General features: G+C 69.8%; 23 protein-coding genes. 14 read left to right on the forward strand and 9 right to left on the reverse strand.

Going from position 1 to position 19,405, the window contains the following annotated elements; all coding sequences use genetic code 11:
* Nucleotides 1-31 precede the first annotated feature (31 nt).
* The 8 genes from atpE to CWS50_RS03100 all read left to right on the forward strand — a co-directional run bounded on the left by atpE (nt 32) and on the right by CWS50_RS03100 (nt 6,600).
* Nucleotides 32-241 (forward strand): ATP synthase F0 subunit C, encoded by a 210-nt coding sequence (atpE, locus tag CWS50_RS03065; RefSeq protein ID WP_127841620.1) that lies wholly within the window; start codon nt 32-34, stop codon nt 239-241.
* Nucleotides 241-831 carry a F0F1 ATP synthase subunit B gene (locus tag CWS50_RS03070; RefSeq protein WP_127841621.1) on the forward strand — a complete coding sequence of 197 codons (591 nt, stop codon included), beginning with the start codon at nt 241-243 and terminating at the stop codon, nt 829-831. The genes atpE and CWS50_RS03070 overlap by 1 nt, the downstream gene beginning before the upstream one ends.
* A complete protein-coding gene (locus CWS50_RS03075) occupies nt 828-1,643 on the forward strand; it encodes a F0F1 ATP synthase subunit delta (protein WP_127841622.1) in 816 nt (271 codons plus the stop codon). The genes CWS50_RS03070 and CWS50_RS03075 overlap by 4 nt, the downstream gene beginning before the upstream one ends.
* Nucleotides 1,644-1,768: 125 nt before the next feature.
* Entirely contained in the window at nt 1,769-3,400 is a 1,632-nt protein-coding gene (gene atpA / locus CWS50_RS03080; RefSeq protein ID WP_127841623.1) for a F0F1 ATP synthase subunit alpha, read from the forward strand.
* A gap of 1 nt (nt 3,401) precedes the next feature.
* The gene (locus CWS50_RS03085) at nt 3,402-4,301 is read left to right on the forward strand and encodes a F0F1 ATP synthase subunit gamma (protein WP_127841624.1); all 900 of its coding nucleotides are present in this window, start codon (nt 3,402-3,404) and stop codon (nt 4,299-4,301) included.
* 101 nt (nt 4,302-4,402) lie between these two features.
* Nucleotides 4,403-5,839, forward strand: coding sequence for a F0F1 ATP synthase subunit beta (gene atpD, locus CWS50_RS03090; protein WP_127841625.1), 1,437 nt, complete (start codon nt 4,403-4,405; stop codon nt 5,837-5,839).
* Nucleotides 5,840-5,866: 27 nt separating this feature from the next.
* Nucleotides 5,867-6,190, forward strand: a complete 324-nt coding sequence (locus CWS50_RS03095; RefSeq protein ID WP_127841626.1) for a F0F1 ATP synthase subunit delta/epsilon — start codon at nt 5,867-5,869, stop codon at nt 6,188-6,190.
* A gap of 2 nt (nt 6,191-6,192) precedes the next feature.
* On the forward strand, nt 6,193-6,600 hold the full coding sequence (locus CWS50_RS03100) for a DUF2550 domain-containing protein (protein WP_127841627.1): 408 nt from the start codon (nt 6,193-6,195) through the stop codon (nt 6,598-6,600).
* A gap of 81 nt (nt 6,601-6,681) precedes the next feature.
* Here the strand turns inward: CWS50_RS03100 and CWS50_RS03105 are convergent, their stop codons facing one another.
* Nucleotides 6,682-8,175: a heparan-alpha-glucosaminide N-acetyltransferase domain-containing protein gene (locus CWS50_RS03105; RefSeq protein ID WP_127841628.1), complete on the reverse strand. Its 1,494-nt coding sequence runs from the start codon at nt 8,173-8,175 to the stop codon at nt 6,682-6,684.
* A gap of 233 nt (nt 8,176-8,408) precedes the next feature.
* On the opposite strand from CWS50_RS03105, the gene nucS reads away from it, so the two are divergent.
* The 4 genes from nucS to CWS50_RS03125 all read left to right on the forward strand — a co-directional run bounded on the left by nucS (nt 8,409) and on the right by CWS50_RS03125 (nt 12,911).
* Nucleotides 8,409-9,104 (forward strand): endonuclease NucS, encoded by a 696-nt coding sequence (gene nucS / locus CWS50_RS03110; protein WP_127841629.1) that lies wholly within the window; start codon nt 8,409-8,411, stop codon nt 9,102-9,104.
* Between the two features lie 6 nt (nt 9,105-9,110).
* Complete coding sequence (locus CWS50_RS03115; RefSeq protein ID WP_127841630.1) at nt 9,111-10,409, forward strand: DNA glycosylase AlkZ-like family protein; 1,299 nt, start codon at nt 9,111-9,113, stop codon at nt 10,407-10,409.
* 331 nt (nt 10,410-10,740) lie between these two features.
* Nucleotides 10,741-11,982: an N-acetylglucosamine-6-phosphate deacetylase gene (locus CWS50_RS03120; RefSeq protein WP_127843194.1), complete on the forward strand. Its 1,242-nt coding sequence runs from the start codon at nt 10,741-10,743 to the stop codon at nt 11,980-11,982.
* A gap of 143 nt (nt 11,983-12,125) precedes the next feature.
* Entirely contained in the window at nt 12,126-12,911 is a 786-nt protein-coding gene (locus tag CWS50_RS03125) for an MBL fold metallo-hydrolase (protein ID WP_127841631.1), read from the forward strand.
* A gap of 46 nt (nt 12,912-12,957) precedes the next feature.
* Here the strand turns inward: CWS50_RS03125 and CWS50_RS03130 are convergent, their stop codons facing one another.
* Nucleotides 12,958-13,482 carry a DinB family protein gene (locus CWS50_RS03130; RefSeq protein WP_279221963.1) on the reverse strand — a complete coding sequence of 175 codons (525 nt, stop codon included), beginning with the start codon at nt 13,480-13,482 and terminating at the stop codon, nt 12,958-12,960.
* Between the two features lie 131 nt (nt 13,483-13,613).
* Nucleotides 13,614-14,150, reverse strand: a complete 537-nt coding sequence (locus CWS50_RS03135; protein ID WP_127841632.1) for a beta-class carbonic anhydrase — start codon at nt 14,148-14,150, stop codon at nt 13,614-13,616.
* Between the two features lie 158 nt (nt 14,151-14,308).
* Between CWS50_RS03135 and CWS50_RS03140 the strand changes: the two genes are divergently transcribed.
* A complete protein-coding gene (locus tag CWS50_RS03140) occupies nt 14,309-14,602 on the forward strand; it encodes an FMN-dependent dehydrogenase (protein ID WP_127843196.1) in 294 nt (97 codons plus the stop codon).
* 64 nt (nt 14,603-14,666) lie between these two features.
* Here the strand turns inward: CWS50_RS03140 and purU are convergent, their stop codons facing one another.
* The 6 genes from purU to rpmB form a co-directional block, all read right to left on the reverse strand.
* Complete coding sequence (gene purU, locus CWS50_RS03145) at nt 14,667-15,698, reverse strand: formyltetrahydrofolate deformylase (RefSeq protein ID WP_243118433.1); 1,032 nt, start codon at nt 15,696-15,698, stop codon at nt 14,667-14,669.
* A 524-nt stretch (nt 15,699-16,222) separates the two neighbouring features.
* Nucleotides 16,223-16,345: a type B 50S ribosomal protein L36 gene (gene ykgO, locus CWS50_RS03155; RefSeq protein WP_043561131.1), complete on the reverse strand. Its 123-nt coding sequence runs from the start codon at nt 16,343-16,345 to the stop codon at nt 16,223-16,225.
* A 195-nt stretch (nt 16,346-16,540) separates the two neighbouring features.
* Nucleotides 16,541-16,786 (reverse strand): type B 50S ribosomal protein L31, encoded by a 246-nt coding sequence (locus tag CWS50_RS03160; RefSeq protein ID WP_127841633.1) that lies wholly within the window; start codon nt 16,784-16,786, stop codon nt 16,541-16,543.
* Nucleotides 16,787-17,042: 256 nt separating this feature from the next.
* On the reverse strand, nt 17,043-17,348 hold the full coding sequence (gene rpsN / locus CWS50_RS03165) for a 30S ribosomal protein S14 (protein WP_127841634.1): 306 nt from the start codon (nt 17,346-17,348) through the stop codon (nt 17,043-17,045).
* Nucleotides 17,348-17,527 (reverse strand): 50S ribosomal protein L33, encoded by a 180-nt coding sequence (rpmG, locus tag CWS50_RS03170; RefSeq protein ID WP_127841635.1) that lies wholly within the window; start codon nt 17,525-17,527, stop codon nt 17,348-17,350. The genes rpsN and rpmG overlap by 1 nt, the downstream gene beginning before the upstream one ends.
* Nucleotides 17,524-17,760, reverse strand: coding sequence for a 50S ribosomal protein L28 (gene rpmB, locus CWS50_RS03175; RefSeq protein ID WP_164860064.1), 237 nt, complete (start codon nt 17,758-17,760; stop codon nt 17,524-17,526). Before rpmB ends, rpmG begins: the two co-directional genes overlap by 4 nt.
* 53 nt (nt 17,761-17,813) lie before the next feature.
* Here rpmB and CWS50_RS03180 point away from each other — a divergent pair, with 53 nt between their 5' ends.
* Entirely contained in the window at nt 17,814-19,055 is a 1,242-nt protein-coding gene (locus CWS50_RS03180; RefSeq protein WP_243118434.1) for a CobW family GTP-binding protein, read from the forward strand.
* The last annotated feature ends 350 nt before the right edge of the window (nt 19,056-19,405 follow it).

Consider the following 19,405-nt stretch of genomic DNA (forward strand, 5'->3'; position numbering starts at 1 on the left):
CGCCCCGGCGCCAGAGCAAAGGAACACACACATGACGTCTGTCGCACTCGCCTACGTCGGCTACGGACTGGCCACGCTGGGCCCCGGTATCGGTATCGGCATGCTGGTCGGCAAGACCCAGGAGGCCACCGCCCGTCAGCCGGAGGTCGCGGGACGCCTGTTCACCAACATGATCATTGGTGCGGGTATGGTGGAGGCGCTCGGTCTGATCGGCTTCGTCCTGCCGCTCGTCGTCAGCTGATGCTCTCCGCGGTCATTCCGGCTGCTGCCGGGGGGGAGGCCGGAGGCACGTCCTTCCTGCTTCCCCCGCTGTACGAGGTCTTCTGGGCGGCTGTCACCCTCCTGCTGATCCTCATCCTGGTGGGCCGGTACGGTCTTCCCCGGATCTACGCTGCTCTTGACGAGCGTGCTGCGCGCATCCAGGAAGGGCTGGACCTGGCTGACAAGGCCAGGCAGCAGCAGGCTGACGCGCAGCAGCAGGCCGCCCGGCTGGTTGAGGAGGCGCGCCACGAGGCGGCCAGGATCCGTGAGGACGCCCAGGGGCAGGCCAGGGAGATCCTCGCCCAGGCGCGTAGCGACGCCCAGGCGGAGGCGGCCAGCATCCACGAGGCGACCCGGCGCCAGATCCTGGCTGACAAGCAGACCGCCCAGATCTCCCTGCGTACCGACGTCGGCCTGCTCGCCTCCTCGCTGGCCGAGCAGATCGTCGGGGAGCAGCTGCGCGACACGGCCCTGTCGGCTCGCGTCATCGACCGCTTCATGGACGAGCTCGACACGCTCGACCCCATCAGCGGCATTGACGACGGTGCCGCTGCCGAGGAGCTGCGGTGAGTACCGGGACCGCTGCGACCCGCGCCGAGGTCCGGGCCGCCTGGGCGCCGGTGCTGGCCGCCGCAGGGGCTCAGGGGCAGGGCCTGGGGCGCCAGATCCTGGACGTGGCCCACCAGGTTGCTGCCTCCCCCCTGCGGGGGCCGCTCACGGACCCGGGGCGCGCAGGGCAGGACAAGGCGGACCTGGCCTCACGGCTCTTCCAGGGGCGGGTGGACGAGCGCGTGGTGGAGTTGCTGTGCTCCATGGCGCGGCGGCGCTGGTCGCAGCCGGTGGACATCATCTCCGCCCTCCACGACCTCGGTATCGAGGCGCTCCTGGCTGGTGCCCGTGCTGACGGCACCGTGGGCAGCATCGAGCGTGAGATCTTCGGTGTCCTGGAGCAGCTGGCAGCCGCTCCCGAGCTCCGGGAGGCCCTGGACCCCTCCCGGCGTACCACCACCGAGGCCCGGGTGCGGCTGGCCGAGCAGGTCTTCGCCTCCCGCCTGTCCGCCCCGGCGATGAGCCTGCTGCGCTGGTGTGTGCGGCACCGTGCTGAAGGGGGGACCCAGCGCAACCTGAGACGTGTGGTGGAGAGGGCTGCCGCTGCCCAGCACCGCGCCATCGCAGACGTGGTCACCGCCCAGCCCCTGAGCACGCAGCAGGAGGCCCGTCTGCGCTCCATCCTCACCCGCCGCCTGGGCACCGACGTCGAGCTGAGCACCGAGGTCGACCCCGCAGTCATCGGTGGCATGCGCATCACGGTCAAGGACCACGTCCTGGACCGCACAGTTGCCAGCACCATCGCCGACCTGCGCCAGCGGCTCACGGGCTGATCGATCGTGGTTCTACCGGTCCCAGCGCGCCGTGCCCCTGCCACGAGCCTGGACGCGGACGCGTCCACCCGGCGGGAGCGCTCCACCCCGCACACACAGCACCCACTCACCCAAGGAGACGACAGATGGCAGAGCTGACCATCAGGCCCGAGGAGATCCGTTCGGCCCTCGCCGAGTTCGCCGCGTCCTACAGGCCCGCGCAGGTGGCCGCAGAGGAGGTCGGGCGCGTCGTCTTCGCCGCTGACGGCATCGCGCACGTCGAGGGCCTGCCCGGAGTCATGGCCAACGAGCTGCTGACCTTTGAGGACGGGACCGCCGGGTTGGCCATGAACCTGGAGGAGCGCCGGATCGGCGTGGTCGTCCTGGGTGGCTTCGACGGTATCGACGAGGGGCAGGTAGTGCGCCGCACCGGCGAGGTACTCTCTGTGCCGGTAGGTGACGCCTTCCTGGGGCGCGTGGTCGACCCCTTGGGACGGCCGATCGACGGCCTGGGTGAGATCGCCGCGCAGACACGGCGCGCCCTGGAGCTCCAGGCACCCGGCGTCATGGCCCGCAAGTCCGTCCACGAGCCGCTTCAGACCGGCTTGAAGGCCATCGACTCGATGATCCCCGTCGGCCGCGGCCAGCGCCAGCTTGTCATCGGCGACCGCCAGACCGGCAAGACCGCCATCGCCCTGGACACCATCCTCAACCAGAAGGCAGCCTGGGACACCGGTGACCCCGCCCAGCAGGTGCGCTGCATCTACGTGGCCACCGGGCAGAAGGGCTCCACCATCGCCTCCGTGCGCGCCACCCTGGAGGAGCACGGCGCCTTGGAGTACACCACTATCGTCGCCTCCCCGGCCTCCGACCCGGCGGGCTTCAAGTACCTCTCGCCCTACACCGGGTCGGCCATCGGCCAGCACTGGATGTACCAGGGCAGGCACGTGCTCATCGTCTTCGATGACCTGTCCAAGCAGGCGGAGGCCTACCGGGCTGTGTCCCTGCTGCTGCGTCGCCCCCCGGGCCGTGAGGCCTACCCCGGTGACGTCTTCTACCTCCACTCCCGTCTGCTGGAGCGCTGCGCCAAGCTCTCCGACGAGCTCGGTGCCGGCTCGATGACCGGCCTGCCGCTCATCGAGACCAAGGCCAACGACGTCTCCGCCTACATCCCCACCAACGTCATCTCCATCACCGACGGGCAGATCTTCCTCCAGTCCGACCTGTTCAACGCCGACCAGCGCCCTGCCGTGGACGTGGGCATCTCCGTGTCGCGCGTAGGGGGCGCGGCGCAGGTGAAGGCCATGAAGAAGGTAGCGGGAACCCTCAAGATCACCCTGGCGCAGTACCGCTCTATGCAGGCCTTTGCCATGTTCGCCTCCGACCTGGACGCCACCACCCGGGCCCAGCTCACCCGAGGGGAGCGCCTCATGGAGCTGCTCAAGCAGCCCCAGCACACGCCCTACCCCGTCGAGGAGCAGGTGGCCTCAGTGTGGACGGGGACCAACGGCTACCTGGACGACCTGGAGGTCTCCGAGGTCCTCCCCTTCGAGGCCTCCCTCCTGGACCACCTGCGACGCCGCACCACCGTGCTGGAGACGATCCGCACCACGGGCGACCTGGACGAGGAGACCGAGGAGGCGCTGCGCCAGGCGGTGGAGTCCTTCCGCACCTCCTACGTCGCCGACGGCCAGGTGCTCGGTGCCCAGGCCTCCGGTCCGCAGGCACCCAGCCCTGCCGAGCGCACCCACGAGCGGCTCGTGGTCAGGAGGGACTGACGTGGCGGGCAACCAACGCCTCTACAAGCAGCGCATCCGCTCCACCCAGACCCTCCAGAAGGTCTTCAAGGCGATGGAGCTGATCGCCTCGTCCCGGATCGGGCAGGCGCGCCGCAACGCCCAGGAGGTCTCCCCCTACGACCACGCCCTGAGCCACGCGGTGGCCGCCCTGGGCTCCTACGCGCGGCTGGACCACCCCATCACCCGGACCCGCGCCGACACCAACCGGGTTGCCGTCCTTGTGGTCACCTCAGACCGAGGGATGGCAGGCGCCTACTCGGCGACAATCCTGCGTGAGAGCGAGCACCTGCTCAACCAGCTTCTTGCCGAGGGCAGGGAGCCGGTCCTGTTCACCTTCGGCAGGCGGGCCCAGTCCTACTTCTCCTTCCGGGGCCGCGACGTCGAGTACTCCTGGACGGGAGAGTCCGACCGCCCTTCCGCCCCCACCATCAACGAGGTCGCCTCGCTGCTCCTGGAGTACTTCCTCGCCTCAGAGCCGGCCGGGGGCGTGGCCGAGGTCCACATCGTCTTCACCCGCTACGTCTCCATGGTCTCCCAGGTCCCTGAGGTGCGCCGCATGCTGCCGCTGACGGTGGTCGACGTCGACGAGGCGCGGGAGCAGCCGCAGCAGGCGCTGCCCCTCTACGAGTTCGAGCCCAGCCCCAACGAGGTCCTGGGTGCCCTCCTGGCCCGCTACGTGGCCACCCGTATCCGCAACGCCCTGCTGCAGTCGGCGGCCTCGGAGCTGGCGGCCCGGCAGCAGGCCATGCACACGGCCACAGACAACGCTGAGGAGATCATCACCACCTACACCCGGCTGGCCAACGCCGCCCGCCAGGGGGACATCACCCAGGAGATCACCGAGATCGTCTCCGGGGCTGACGCCCTGGGCTCCGGGTGAGGTCCAGGACCTGCGATACTCCAGACCAGGAGGGCTCTGCCAGCCGACCTCGGGAGGGCCCGGGCAAGACCCTAGGAAGACACGGACACGGAAGAACGAACATGGCTGACACCATCACCCCCGGTACGGGACGCATCGTCCGCATCATCGGCGCTGTCGTCGATGTCGAGTTCCCGCCCGAGGCCGTCCCCGCGATGTACAACGCCCTGCACGTGACCGTCCAGGCCACTAGCGAGGGCGAGGAGTCTCACGAGATCACCCTGGAGGTCGCCCAGCACCTGGGTGACAACATCGTGCGGACCATCTCCCTCAAGCCCACTGACGGCCTGGTCCGTGGCACCGAGGTCCGTGACACGGGCGCTCCGATCTCCGTGCCCGTGGGTGAGGTGACCAAGGGCCACGTCTTCAACGTCACCGGGGAGGTCCTCAACCTCGCCCCCGGCGAGTCCCTGGAGGTCACCGAGCGCTGGCCTATCCACCGCCAGCCTCCGGCCTTCGATCAGCTGGAGTCCAAGGAGCAGATGTTTGAGACCGGCATCAAGGTCATCGACCTGCTCACCCCCTACGTGCAGGGAGGCAAGATCGGCCTGTTCGGTGGTGCCGGGGTGGGCAAGACCGTCCTCATCCAGGAGATGATCCAGCGTGTGGCCCAGAACCACGGCGGCGTCTCGGTGTTTGCCGGGGTGGGCGAGCGTACCCGCGAGGGCAACGACCTCATCGTGGAGATGGAGGAGGCCGGAGTCTTTGACAAGACTGCCCTGGTCTTCGGCCAGATGGACGAGCCCCCGGGCACGCGTCTGCGGGTGGCGCTGTCAGCGCTGACCATGGCGGAGTACTTCCGCGACGTCCAGAACCAGGACGTGCTGCTGTTTATTGACAACATCTTCCGCTTCACCCAGGCGGGCTCGGAGGTATCCACGCTGCTGGGCCGCATGCCTTCCGCCGTGGGCTACCAGCCCAACCTGGCCGACGAGATGGGCCAGCTCCAGGAGCGGATCACCTCAGCGGGCGGGCACTCCATCACCTCGCTGCAGGCCATCTACGTCCCCGCCGACGACTACACCGACCCCGCTCCGGCCACGACCTTCGCCCACCTGGACGCCACGACCGAGCTCAGTCGTGAGATCGCCTCGCGCGGCATCTACCCTGCGGTGGACCCGCTGGCCTCCACCTCGCGGCTGCTCGCCCCCGGCTACGTGGGTGCCGAGCACTACGGCGTGGCCACCCGGGTGAAGTCGATCCTTCAGAAGAACAAGGAGCTGCAGGACATTATCGCGATCCTGGGCGTGGACGAGCTGGGTGAGGAGGACAAGGTCACCGTAGCCAGGGCGCGACGTATCGAGCAGTTCCTGTCCCAGAACACCTACATGGCGGAGAAGTTCACCGGTGTGCCCGGCTCCACCGTCCCCCTGGCGGAGACCATTGAGGCCTTCCGGCGGATCTGCGACGGTGACTACGACCACCTGCCTGAGCAGGCCTTCTTCAACATCGGCGGTATCGAGGACCTGGAGCGCCGGGCCGCCGAGCTGCAGGACTGAGCAGGGCACCGGACGGGAGGAGGAGCCATGGCACTGGGCGCGCTGAGCATCAAGGTGGTCTCGCCCTCCGGGCACCTGTGGTCTGGTGACGCTGCGCGGCTGTCGGTCCCGCTGGTAGACGGTGAGATGGGCGTCCTGCCGGGGCGGCAACCGATCCTGGCCGTGGTCGGCTCCGGGCTGGTGCGGATCGCAGCCAGCCCGGATGTCGGTGACGGTCGGGGTGACAGTCCGGGTGAGGCGTCAGGTGACAGCTCGCTGGTGTTGATCAGGGTCACGGGCGGTTTCTGCTCGGTGGACCATGACACTGTCACTATCGCTGCGGACGAGGCGGTCATGGAGCCGGGGGCCTGAGTATGGCGGTGCACGCGTGGACCGTGGCGGCGGTCGTCGTCCTGGTCGTCGCGCTGCTGACTGCCTGCTTCCTGGTGCGCGTGCGCTACCTGGCTGGCCAGGTGGGCTCCTTCGAGTGCGCCTGGCGTCCCCAGGGTGGGAGCCACTGGCTGAGCGGCGTGGCCTCCTTCCGCAGCGGGTCCCTGAACTGGTACCGGTTGATGTCGCTGTCCCCGCGACCCTCGCGATCCTTTGCGCGCCGTGAGCTGGAGCTGGTGGGCGCCCACCGTCGCCGGGCGCAGGGCCGCGTGGTGGAGGTGTCCTGCCAGGACGCCTCGGGGCACTACGACCTGGCGATGATGGAGGACTCCTACGCAGCGCTGGTGGCCTGGGTGGAGGCTGCCGCGCCCCAGCAGCCCCGCCTGTTCTGATCCTGGTCCTCCCCGGGACGCCCCGCTGCCTGCCTGTGTCCACCCCACGCTGGTGCTCCTGGTGCGCAGGCGCAGCAGGCCCTAGCCCCTGGCTCTGGTCGCCCGGACCGAGACCACGTGGACCAGGTGCTCCAACGGTCCCCGGGCGAAGACCGCGAACCAGGCCATGGCGAAGGCGCAGGCCCCGGCCGCCATGGACGCCCACAGCAGGTTGGACTCTCCGTACGCCAGGGAGGTGGAGCGCAGCATCCAGAACACCACCAGGTGGCCGCAGTAGACCGTCAGGGACATGGACCCGGCAGCCGCCAGGGGTGCCAGGAGGTAGCGGGCGCGGCGAGCCACCAGCTGGGCCACGGCGATGACCACCATCGCCACGCCGGCTGAGCCGATGACCTCGAAAGGGGATCCGGAGTGGGGTTCGGTTGTGGCCAGGTATCTCAGCTCTGGCAAGGAGATCGTCGGCTCTGTGGACAGTGCGCCCTTGCTCAGGACGCTACTGTCTGCCGTCCCCGGCTCAGGGATCCCAGAACCTTCAGGCCCATCTGGGACGGCGTCCTTCCAGGAGTTCGACCCGGCGGGAAGGCTGCTGCCCGGGTCGTTGACGACCAGGGAGGACGACAGCTCACTAGCGGAGAAGCACTCGGCAGGGTCGGCCGGGCTGACAAGGTGGAAGGTCTCCGGAAACTCGGGGTTGACAACCTGCGAGAGCGCCCATCCTGAGCCGTAGCCGATAACTGCGCACAGCAGGCCGGCTCCCGCCAGCCGTCTCAGGTTGGCGCCGCGGGACCAGTCCAGCCGGGACAGTCCCAGGCCTAGGAAGATGAAGGCCATCCACACCACACCCGGGTAGGTTCCGGTGACGAAGAAGTCCGTGACGGCGTTGTTGCCGTCGCCCATGGGCGGATGGAGGGTGAGCCCCAGCTCCTGGGCGAGGGCCGGTAGACCGACGGAGACGACGCCGCCGGTGAGCGCGCAGGCTCCTGCCAGCAGGAACAGGCGCGAGGGGCGCACACGCAGGAACGGGATCCCCAGCACCAGCCAGGCTGCGTAGAAGCCGAGAATGATCGCTACCGGCGTGCCCAGCCAGGACATGACTGCGGCCAGGACCAGGAGCATGGCGCTGCGCACCATGAGCCGCAGCCGGGTGCGCACCAGTCGCTCACCCCTGTGCGGGTTCCTGCCTCCTGACATGAGGCCCAGGGAGAACCCGGCGATAGTGGCGAAGAGGATGGAGGACCGTCCGTGGCTCTGGTTGAGCAGGCCCGGCAGCGTGGTCAGCCCGCAGGTGGTGAAGGCTGCGTGCGCCGCCATCATGCCGATGAGTGCCAGTCCGCGGGCGGCGTCCAGCCCGGTAAGACGGTTGGGGCCAGCCGTGCCGGTGAGATAGGCGCCCTGGCGCCGTGGCAGGCGCCAGGAGTAGTACGCGGTGTCGCGGGGGCTGGGCGTTGCCGACGTGTCAGATCCTGCCGGGCCAGCCCAGTACGCAGGGTTGGCGGGACCAGGGCGCTGTGGGCTGCCGCCGTCATCGTGAGCGGGAGACTCAGGGGCGGGGGGAGCAGGGGGAGCATCTGTCATGGCGCAAGTTTGCTGCGGCAGCGTCTCGCAGCGCGTCCGCCCCGAGGATGACCCGGCTCGTGCGGACTTCCTCCTCCGGGGCCAGATAGGCGTGGTGGCCTGCGGTCCCGTGTGGCTGGGCACGATCCTGTGCGGCCGTGTCGTGCCGGTAGCGGGCAGCCCGACCCGGCTGGTGTCCGGGTTCGGCGCGCGCTGCGCCCAGGCCTGCCAGCCTGAGCCGTTACAGTGTCAGGGTGCGTCTTGTCATCGCCTCCTGCTCCGTGGACTACTCCGGCCGCCTGGACGCCCATCTGCCCCGGGCCAGGCGGCTCCTCATGCTCAAGGCCGACGGGTCGGTCCTGGTCCACTCTGACGGAGGCTCCTACAAGCCCCTGAACTGGATGACCGCTCCTGCTCGCCTCACTGTCACCGACCCCGGCCCGCAGGACGCGCAGGATGGTGTCACCCAGGTCTGGCAGGTCCAGGCCACCAAGACCGACGACCGGCTGGTTATCCGCGTCTACGAGGTGTTGTCTGACGTCACCCAGGAGCTGGGGCCGGACCCGGGCCTGACCAAGGACGGGGTGGAGTCCCACCTCCAGCAGCTGCTGGCCGAGCAGGTCGAGCTGCTGGGACCCGGGCACCGCCTGGTGCGCCGGGAGTATCCCACTGCCATCGGCCCGGTCGACCTCCTGGTCAAGGCTCCAGACGGCACGTCTGTGGCCGTGGAGGTCAAGCGCGTAGGCGGGATCGACGGGGTCGAGCAGCTGACCCGCTACCTGGAGCTGCTGGAACGCGACCCGCTGCTGTCACCAGTGCACGGGGTGTTCGCGGCGCAGACGATCAGGCCCCAGGCCCGGGTGCTGGCCCAGGACCGGGGGATCCGGTGCGTCGTGCTCGACTACGACGCCATGCGCGGCCTGGACGACTCCTCCGCCCGGCTGTTCTGACACGTCATGCCTGCCCGCGCCACAGCCGCCCCACGCGAGATGTCCTACCTGCGTATCGCCGCCCAGGGGCTTGTCCCTGCCACGAGTGCCCCCGACGTTGTCGAGGCGGTGCGACGCCAGCTGGCTGTCCAGGGCCAGCAGGTCTCCTCTGTCCCGCACGCGCTTGTCGTGCGTGTCCGGGGTGCGGTGCGCTCCGACGTTGACGCGGCTTTCGCGGCGGGTCACCTGGTGCGCTCCTGGCCCATGCGTGGCACCGCCCATATCACCACGGCCTCCGACCACCACTGGCTGCGTGTGGCGCTTATGCACCGCACTGACGCGTGGACGCGCTCCAGCACGCAGCGTCTCGGGATCAACGACGCCGTGCTGGCGCGTGCGGCCGACACCGCCTTGGGGCTCCTCGCTAAGCATGGGCCAGTGACACGGGCCGAGCTTGTCAGTGCCTGGGCGGACGCGGGTCTGGTCACGGCTGCAGTGCCTACTGACTTCTTTGCCTCCGGGGCAGGGCGACGGCGCCACCTGCTCGTGCGGCTCCACCGCGAGGGTGTGCTGGCCCAGGGGCCAAGGCGGGGCAACGAGCACCTTGTCGTGGACGCCCGCAGCCTTCCCGGCGCACAGACGGGGCCAGGCGGCACGGGAGGCGGCGCCCGGGGGACTGGCGGGTACCGGGCCGCGCTGGCGGAGATCGCCCGTAGGTACGTGACCTCTCACGGGCCGGTTAGTGCTGCCGACCTTGCCCGGTGGACCACGCTGCCGGTCAGAGAGTGCCTCCAGGCGCTCGAGGACGCTGTCGAGGTCACCACCGCTGCCGGGTACCGGGCTGACCCGGCGACTGCACGGGTACCTCTTGCCCGGGCGAGGGTGAGGGGTGGCCTGCGAGGAGCAGTCGAGGTCTGGGGTGCCCAGGGCGCTTCTGGCAACCGGGACGCAGGCCCTCGGGAGGGCGGTTTCTTGGTGGCGCCGAGCGACCGGGCGCGGGTCCGCTACCTGCGTGCCGACCTGCCCGAGCTGCTGGAGTCCAGCCGTCGTGCCGCCGGGCGGACCCTGTTCCTGCCCTCTTTCGACGAGCTGCACGTGGGGTACAAGGACCGCCTGTGCCTGACCGACGTGGCTGGGGAGGCGCTGATATGCCCGTCTTCCAACGGCATGTTCCGTCCTCTGCTGGTGGACCGGGGGCGCCTGGTCGCGGTGCGCCCTGCCGGTGAGGGTCTGCTGTGGTTGGACGGGCAGGCTCCGTCCGCCCGTCTGGAGCGTGACGTGGAGCGAGTGGTTGCGCACGTCCAGCGGCGCCTGGCTCAGGTCTAGGTCGGCGCCTGGGCGGGGCTGGCTGCTGTTGGCCGTACAGGGCTGCACATCTTCACCTGTCCTGATGGAGTGGGATGCCAGCTGCGGAGCGATAGGCCCGCAGAGTTACGCCGTTCTGCTCCTGCGACAAGTTGCGTGCACAAGTTGATAATGTGCGCCGCTGTTGGTTCTGCACATTTTCAGCCTGCTGTGTCAGGACGGGGGCACGAAACTCTGCGGATCATGGCCGGAACGAGATGCCTCAGAGGCCTGAAGATGTGCAGCACGGATGCAGGGAGGCGTCTCTGCTTCCTGGGAGTGCCACACTGGTGCCGTGAGCAACGAGAAAGTGATGACCTGCACTCATGTCCTGCGCGGCCGGGTGGTCACGCCGGAGCGGGTCATCGGCGACGGGCTTGTGGTCACCGAAGGCAGCCGCATCGCCTGGGTGGGGGAGGCCGACCGAGCTGGAAGCGCAGGTTATGGTCAGGCCCTGGATCAGGCGGTACCTGTGCCGCAGGGCGGCTACCTGCTTCCCGGCCTGGTGGACCTCCACTGTCACGGAGGCGGGGGTGCGTCTTTCCCCGACGCGCAGACACCGGAGCAGGTCATGGTCGGTGTCATGGAGCACCGTCGCCACGGCACCACCTCGCTCGTAGCCTCCTGTGTCACAGCGGCTCCTGAGGTACTACGGCAGCGTACCCGGCTCCTCGCCCGCCTGTGCGAGGACGGTGAGCTGGCTGGTATCCACTACGAGGGCCCCTTCCTGTCGGCACGCCGCTGTGGCGCCCAGGACCCGGCTTTCATCACCGGTCCTGACACGGACCTGGTTCGTGAGCTCGCTCATCTGGCCTGCGGCCACATGGTAACCATGACCGTGGCTCCGGAGAAGCCCGGTGTCACTGGGGACGAGGGGGTCAGCGCCGCTCTTGTCAGCGCGGGGGCGCTGCCGTCATACGGGCACACTGACGCCGAGGGCGGAGCGGTACGCGCCGCCCTGGCCGACGCGGTCGCACGGATCTCCTCCCGGCGGGCCACGGGTCTGCCGGTACGCTCCCGGCGTCCCACGGTCACCCACCTGTTCAATGGGATGCCTCCTGTCCACCACCGCCGTCCGGGTCCCGTTCCTGCTTTCCTGGCGGCGGCCCGGCGCGGGGAGATCGTCCTGGAGCTGGTCGCCGACGGAGTGCACTTGTCTACCGAGCTGGTCACCGACCTCTTTGAGGCCCTGGGGCGTGAGAGCCTCGTGCTTGTCACCGACGCCATGGCGGCTGCGGGTATGGCGGACGGGAGCTATGTGCTTGGCCCGGCTGCCGTCACGGTGGCGGATGGTGTTGCCCGGGTCACGGGTACCAGCACTATCGCCGGGGGAACTGCCCACCTCATCGACGTCGTGCGCACCACCTGGCGCGGGGGCGTGGATCTTGTGGACGCCGTCTACGCCGCCAGCCTCCAGGGGGCGAGAGTCCTGGGGGACCCGGGAGTCGGGGCGCTGGTGCCGGGTCTGCGGGCTGACGTCGTGGTCACGGACTCCTCGCTGCGCCCGGTCCGGGTGATCAGGCGCGGGCGGGAGGTGCCCGGGTGCGGCGGTTAGTGCCGTACCGCTGCTCGGCTGGTCTTTTCCGCCCTGCTGGCCCCCGACCTGGACTGTTTCTCTTACCGCTATGACTCGCGATACCGATGTAGCGTGCGGGTGTGTCGCGGCTGTGTCACCGAGTTGGAATGTAGGGTGTTGATATGGAGTTTCTTCACATTCGCAATGCCACGGCCAGGCTGACCTATGGCGGGCAGGTATTTCTTATTGACCCGATGCTGTCACCTAAGGGTGCCCTCGACCCCTTCCCGTCGCTTCGGGGCAGTGAACGCAATCCGCTCCAGGATCTTCCGCTTCCAGCTGAGGAGGTCGTGCGTGGCATAGACGCGACTATTGTCACGCATACGCATGTAGACCACTGGGACCAGGAGGCAGCCCACTTTATTCCCAAGCAGGTGCCGGTGTTTGTCCAGAACGAGTACGACGCCGGCACCATCGCCTCCGCAGGTTTTACCGACGTGCGGGTCCTGGAGGGGACAGCGCGTCTGGGCCAGGTGGTCCTGGTTAGTGTCGAGGGTCAGCACTACGACACCCTCGAGCTGGTGCAGCCGATGATCGAGCGCACCGGCAGTGCGGACACGATGGGGGTGGTCCTCAGTGCCGAAGGGGAGCCGACCCTCTACCTCACCGGTGACACCGTCTGGTTCTCTGGAGTGGAGAAGGCCCTGGAGGTCTTTGCTCCCGACGTCGTGATAGCTAATGCTGGGGGCAACAGCATCCCCGGGGGGCGGCTGGTCCTGGACGACGCGGAGGTGACCCAGATCCACCGAGCGGTGCCTGAGGCCAGGATCGTGGCCGTCCACATGGAGGCCCTCAACCACTGGGGCACCTCCAAGGAGCGTCTGCGCCAGGCTGCCGCCGAGCAGGGCTTCGAGGGAAGCCTCCTCATTCCTGATGATGGCCAGTCCCTGGTTCTGCACGCCCGCTGAGGGTGGACGGCTCGGTGCTGCCTCGCCCTGCCGAGGAGGCGGACTCCTAGCCCTCCAGGCCCAGGAGACGGCGGGTGTAGACGGCCTGCCCGGAGTGCTGGGCGGCGTCGTCAATGACTGAGGTCAGGCGCACGGCCCGGGTCACCGGCGGGTCCCAGGTGGTGTCGATGACCTCGTCCAGGCTGGCAGGGTCCAGGCTGCGCAGGTAGGTGGTGGCCATCTCGTAGGCGTCGTCAAGGTAGGCGGTCAGCACGGACAGGTCGGGGACCACGACCTTGGCGGCCTCCTGCGGTGTGTGCCGCCAGTCCTGGGTGTCATCAGGCAGGTCCAGGGCGAGGCGCTCGCGGTGGCCGTGGGAGACCCACACTGGCTCCACCCCGGCCAGGGGAGCGACCTGGAGGTCGATCTCCCGGGCGGTGTGCCAGGCCAGCCAGGTCAGGGAGTTGGTCCGTGGTGCGATGTCTGGTACGGGAGGCGTGTTGGCCTGCTCGATGGTGACGCCGTCGAGGGCGCGGCCCAGGCGCTGGCGGGAACGGGAGAGGCTGTCAACGAGCATGTCCTGGATGGTCACGGAGCCACGCTACGTCAGGGGTGGGACGCGCCCCAGCAGGTGCCGGGGTGCGGTGGTGAGGCCGGGGGCTCTGGCCGGGACGCCCAGAGTCCGGCTGTCAGCACCGCTGGCAGACGTGGTGTCAGACGTTGTCAGCGCTGCACCTCCGCCAGCTCCCCGGTGGCGACGTCGTAGACGAAGCCCCGTGCGCTCGCCCCGTCGGGCACGTGAGGGTCTGCAGCCAGCCCGGTCAGGGCCTGGCGCACGTCCTGGGCGGCATCGGTGAAGCCTCCGGGTCGCCAGGTAGGGCGCTGGCCGGTCTCCCGCTCCAGGGAGTCGGTGAAGACCTCATCGTCCAGGTGGGACATGCCGCAGTCGGTGTGGTGGATGAGCAGGATCTCCTGGACTCCCAGCGCGTGCTGGGCGATGGCCAGGGAGCGGCGCACGTCCTCGGTGAGGACGCCTCCCGCGTTGCGGATGATGTAGGCGTCTCCGGCCTGGAGGCCCAGCAGCGACATGACGTCCAGGCGACGGTCCATGCAGGCGACGACGGCCAGAGAGGCGTGCTCGCCTCGTGCGGGGGTGAAGCTGGCGGCGTAGCGGCGGGCCGCCTCGAGCGCTGTGGCTGCTGTGGGAGCAGAGGGGGTGGTGTCAGGGGTGCCAGGGCTGGTGGGGTTCTGGGACGGCATGGGGGCTCCTTGGGTCTGGTCTGTGGGCCTGGTCGTGGTGGGCACTGGTCGGGGGCTGGCCACGACGGTGCTGGCACCACCTGGCACCACTGACACTACCGGTCACGGCTGCTGGCGGGAAGCGGTGTTCCCCTGGGCTTGTGCCTAGGCTTGTCGTCGTGCCCTCCTACCGGACCGTGCTCACTGTGACCACTCTGGTTCCCGGCCGGGAGCCCCGCGACGTCGAGGAGGCCGCCTGTGCTGCGGTCACCGCCTCGACCACGCTGGAGGCCTTCCAGGTCGACGTCGTGGGTGGTGAGCCCCGCGTCACCATCCGCTTCACCGGGGCTGACGACGCCGACGCCCGCCGTACCCACCGCCGTGTGGTGGCCGAGGTGCGCGGTGTTGCGGACGTCCCCCGGCAGCTGCTCGCCAAGGTCGTTGCTGGCCGGAGCGTGCCGACGCAGGTGTGAGGTGTGGCTGCTCCGGCTGCACGACACGGTGGCGGCCCCGTTCGGCCGGGTCTCAGGCCAGGCCTCAGGCGAAGACGACGGTGCGGTGCCCGTTGAGGAGCACCCGGTGCTCGGCGTGCCAGCGCACTGCCTGGGCCAGCACCCGCCGCTCGACGTCCTGGCCCTTGGAGCGCAGCGTCTCCACGGAGTCCTCGTGGCTGGCCCGGGTGACGTCCTGCTCAATGATGGGTCCCTCGTCGAGGTCGGCCGTCACGTAGTGGGCTGTGGCACCGATGAGCTTGACGCCGCGCTCGTGGGCCTGTCGGTAGGGGTTGGCTCCCTTGAAGCTGGGCAGGAAGGAGTGGTGGATGTTGATGACCCCGCCGTGGAGGCGCTCGCACAGGGCGGGGGAGAGGATCTGCATGTAGCGGGCCAGGACCACCAGCTCCACGCCCAGGGAGTCCACCAGGCCCAGCAGCTCGGCCTCGGCGGCCTCCTTGGTGTCCTTGGTGACCGGGATGTGGTGGAAGGGGACGTTGTAGAACTGCGCGACGTCGCGCAGCGTCTCGTGGTTGCCCACCACCCCTGCCACCTCGACGGGCAGGCCCTGGCTGCGGGCGCGGAAGAGCAGGTCGGTCAGGCAGTGGCCCTCCTTGGAGACCATGACGAGGGTGCGCACCCGGCGGCCGACCTCGTCCAGGGTCCAGGTCATGGAGTAGGTGCGGGCCAGCTCGGCCAGGTCCTTCTCCAGCTCGGTGCGCGGCACGGTGGTCATGACCTGGACGCGCATGAGGAACAGGCCGGTGTGCTCGTCCCCGAACTGTTTGGACTCGGTGATGTTGCCGCCACGCCGGGCCAGGGCGCCGGTGACCGCGTGGACGATGCCGGGGCGGTCGGGGCAGGACAGGGACAGCACCAGGTGCTGGGCTCCCGTCCTGCCCGTCCCCTCAGCACCCTCTGTCCCCGCCGGGGCGCCGGGGGACCTCGTCAGGGGGCGCGTGGTGCTGGGGTCAGGGATCGCGGTGGCCGTGGGCGAGGAGGTGCCCGCCGGGTTGCCTGAGGCGTTCTGGGTGCCCGGGTCCGCCGGAGAGCCTAGGGTGCTCGTCGAGGTGGTCATGGGGGCGAGGTTAGCCTGGCCCCGGGGAGTGAGGGTAGCCGGCCCCTGCCGGGGCGGGGTCGCCCGGGGCCACGGGTAGGGCCGGTGCGCGCCTCAGGCGCCCCGGGCAGCGGCGGACGAGGAGACTGTGGCCGAGTGCACGGCCGAGCGGATGGTCCTCGCTGCTGCCTGCGGGCTGGTCGCAGCAGTGTCGATATGTAGCACGTCCGTGCCGTCTCACGGGTGGTAATCGCGCTCCCGGACAGCCTGCCAGTCGGGCAGCTCAAGACCGGGGACGTCAGCACGGCGGCTCGCAGGGCCTGCTCGATGCTGTCGATCCGAATGTAGGCGAGTGCCCCGTCATGGTTGAGCTCGTGGGCCACAGCGGACTTTCCGGTGGCGGGCAGCCCGCCGAGGACAACCAGGACAGGACGGGAGGGCTGCATGCGCGCAGCTTACGCTCTGCCCTCATGGCCGCCGGGGTCGTGAGGGTGGAGGAGTCGTGGCTCGCCTCCTCCACCCTCACAGCCTGCCGTTGCCTACGTTCAGCCCTGGCGGGCCTTGAGACGCGGGTTCTTCTTGTTGATGACGTAGGTGTGGCCGCGACGGCGCACCACCTTGCTGCCCGGCTGCCTGGCCAGGGAGCGGATCGAGGCACGGACCTTCATGCTGGCTCCTTTCTGTTCTGGTGTGCTGATGGGCTGGCACGGCTGGGGCGCCCGGGGCAGAAGCCGTAGGTCGAGGTGGCTGTGCCAACCCTGCCCGCACAGGGCTGGTGAGTGGTAGTGCCGGGTTCGTCGGGGTGGTTAGGGGGCCCGCCGAGGGGTCAGGGGGCTCGCCGAGGGGTCAGGGGGCTCGCCGGGTCAGTGCCCGCCGTAGCGGCGGCGGAACTTCTCAACTCGCCCCGCCGTGTCCAGGACGCGCTGCTGACCAGTCCACAGCGGGTGGGAGGCGCTGGAGACCTCCACGTCCACCACCGGGTAGGTGGCGCCGTCCTCCCACGTGACGGTCTTGTCAGAGGTTATGGTGGAGCGGGTCAGGAAGGCGAAGCCTGCGGACTTGTCGCGGAAGACGACGGGAACGTAGCTGGGGTGGATTCCGGGTCGCACTGGTCTGGCTCCTTGCTGGTCGTGGGTGCTGGGTGCGTGTCGTGAGAGCCTGCCAGGGTCCTGTGGGCTGAGCCTGTCCGGGTCCCGGGCAACGGTGTGCCTGGGCAGGTCGGGCGTCCAGGCTGGTCCGCGACACTCTGTGGATCCGTGCTGTGGTGCGGTGGACTGCTGCGGCGCCTTGCCCGGCAGCGGACGCGCCACCGTCTCGGGCGCAGTGGTGTCACGGGCCCTGAGGCTGGCCAGGGCCCCTCGGCGGTCACCACGAGGCCTTGGTGATGCCGGGGAGCTCGCCGCGCAGCGCCATCTCGCGGAACCGGATCCGGGAGCTGCCAGTGACGCGCAGGTGCCCGCGAGGGCGGCCGTCCACCGCGTCGCGGCGGCGCAGGCGGGTGGGGGAGGCGTCGCGCGGCAGGGCGTGCAGAGCAGCCATGGCCGCCCGGCGCTCCGTCTGGCTCAGGTGCGGGCTGACGCTGTCATGCTTGAGGTGGGCGCGGCGCTCGGCATAGCGGGCCACCACCCGGGCGCGCCGGCTCTCAGCGGCGATCTTGGACCTCCGGGCCATCAGCGCGTCTCCCTGAACTCCACGTGCCGGCGCACCACGGGGTCGTACTTGCGCAGCACCAGCCGGTCAGGGGTGTTGCGCCGGTTCTTTCGGGTGACGTAGGTGTAGCCGGTGCCAGCGGTGGACACCAGCCTGATCACGGGGCGCAGGTCCTTGGCGCTTCTGCTTGCGGGGCTCACAGCCGCTCCCCCCGGGCGAGCATCTGGGCGACGACGGCGTCGATACCCCGCCTGTCGATCGTGCGTATCCCCTTGGCGGACACCGTCAGGCGGACGGTGCGCCCCAGCGAGGGGGCCCAGTATCGCTTGCGCTGCAGGTTGGGCTTCCGGCGGCGTGGCGTGCGGCGGTGGGACCGGGAGACCGAACGGCCGAAGACCGGCCTCATCCCCGTGACTTGGCAGTAGGTGGTCATAGGGTGCATTATTGAGAATCATTCTCAGAAACGTCAACCTGCAGGAGGGTGTTGTGTCTCATGCCACTCACGCGCTGGTCCTCGTCGGTGCCGTCGACCCGACCCTGCTGGACCTCATCGACCTCGTGCTCAGCGGCGAGGACGCCGTCGTCATCCGTGCCCAGCTGCTGCCTCACGTGGGCGAGGACGGGCTGGTGCGCCTCACCAGCACCGCCAGCCTGGGGGAGGAGCCAGCCGTCCTGGACGTGGTGATGCCCTCGTCCTGCCAGACCTGCTCGCTGCGGGAGGTCCTGGTGGCGGTGGCCGAGGACCGCGCCCGCCAGGATCCTGAGGGTGTTACGGTTGTGCTGCTGCCTGCGGCCACCGAGCTGGTCCACCTGGTGCCGCGCCTGTCCGAGGAGCTGGAGGGCGGCCGGGTGCGGCTGGCCGGTGTCGCGCACGTCCTGGACGCGGCGGCTGCCGTTGCCGAGCTCCTGGAGCACCGTCCGCTGGCTGAGGCCAGCGTGGGGGCCCTGCCTGACGACGCCCGCTGCACTGCGGAGGTCCATCTGGCCAACCTTGGCTACGCCGACGTGGTCGTGGCGCTCGGCCAGGAGGAGTCAGGTGAGGGTGCCGACCTGGTGGAGCACCTACGGCCCCACGACACCCTCCTGCTGCCCGGCCTGGACGTGCCCGTCCTGGACCACCTGGTGGGCCTCGCCCATGACGCCCAGGCTGCGGTGAGCCGCATCCACCCCGCCACCACCCAGGCCTGGGGCGGCCCGGACGACCACGGCGTGTGGACCCTCGACCTGTTTGCCACCCTCCCCTTCCACCCGGGCCGTCTGCGAGAGATGGTCGCCGACCTGGCCGGTCGCGGGCTGTGCGCGCGGGGGTGCTTCTGGCTGCCCAGCAGGCCTGGACGGGTGTGCGCATGGGAGGTCGCCGGGGGAGCGGTCAGCGTGGGTGACGCCGGGAGCTGGGACGAGGTCCCGAGGGGCTGGGGCGTGCCCCCGGTAGGGTGGCGCGGATCCCAGGAGGTCTGGGTCACTCGTGGTGGGGATGCCGCCGTCGGTCCGGGGCGGTCCGGCCCCCAGGGGGGCTGGTGCAACGCCTCAGGGGACTGGTCGGTGGTCTCTGAGGTGCGGTGTGGGCCGTGGTGCCACCTGGTGGTCACCGGTCTGGGCGCCCCAGAGGTACGCGAGCGGGTGCGTCAGGCCTTCGGCAAGGCGCTCCTGCGCCGTGAGGAGCTGTCCCAGGCTGTGTCCTGGGTCGGCGTGGACGACGGTCTGGGGGACTGGCTCGGGCCGGTGTGAGGGCGTGCGGGTGCCAGTGGATGCCTGGAGCGGCGCCCCGGGAGGCGTGCCGCTGCCTGGCCCGTGGCCAGGTGCGGGACAACCAGGTGCAGAGCGGGGTGGTGGCGGGCCGTTGCACCGGACTGGTGGGCCGCGGTCAGGCTCGGGCTGGCCGAGTTGCACATCTTGGGCTAGGGGAGCGCGGCCAACGGCAGCGGGCCTTGTTGCGGTTGCAGGGAAAGGTCGAAGATCCCGAGTCCCGGCTGCGCGCCGGAACGGCTGAAGATGTGCAGCGCGGGGTACGCTGCGGCAGGAGGTGAGGTGTGGTTCTGGCGCGGCGGGCCCCGTGGGTTGCCGGGGTGACCGTGAAC

Source organism: Actinomyces wuliandei, from assembly GCF_004010955.1.
Classification (GTDB): domain Bacteria; phylum Actinomycetota; class Actinomycetes; order Actinomycetales; family Actinomycetaceae; genus Actinomyces; species Actinomyces wuliandei.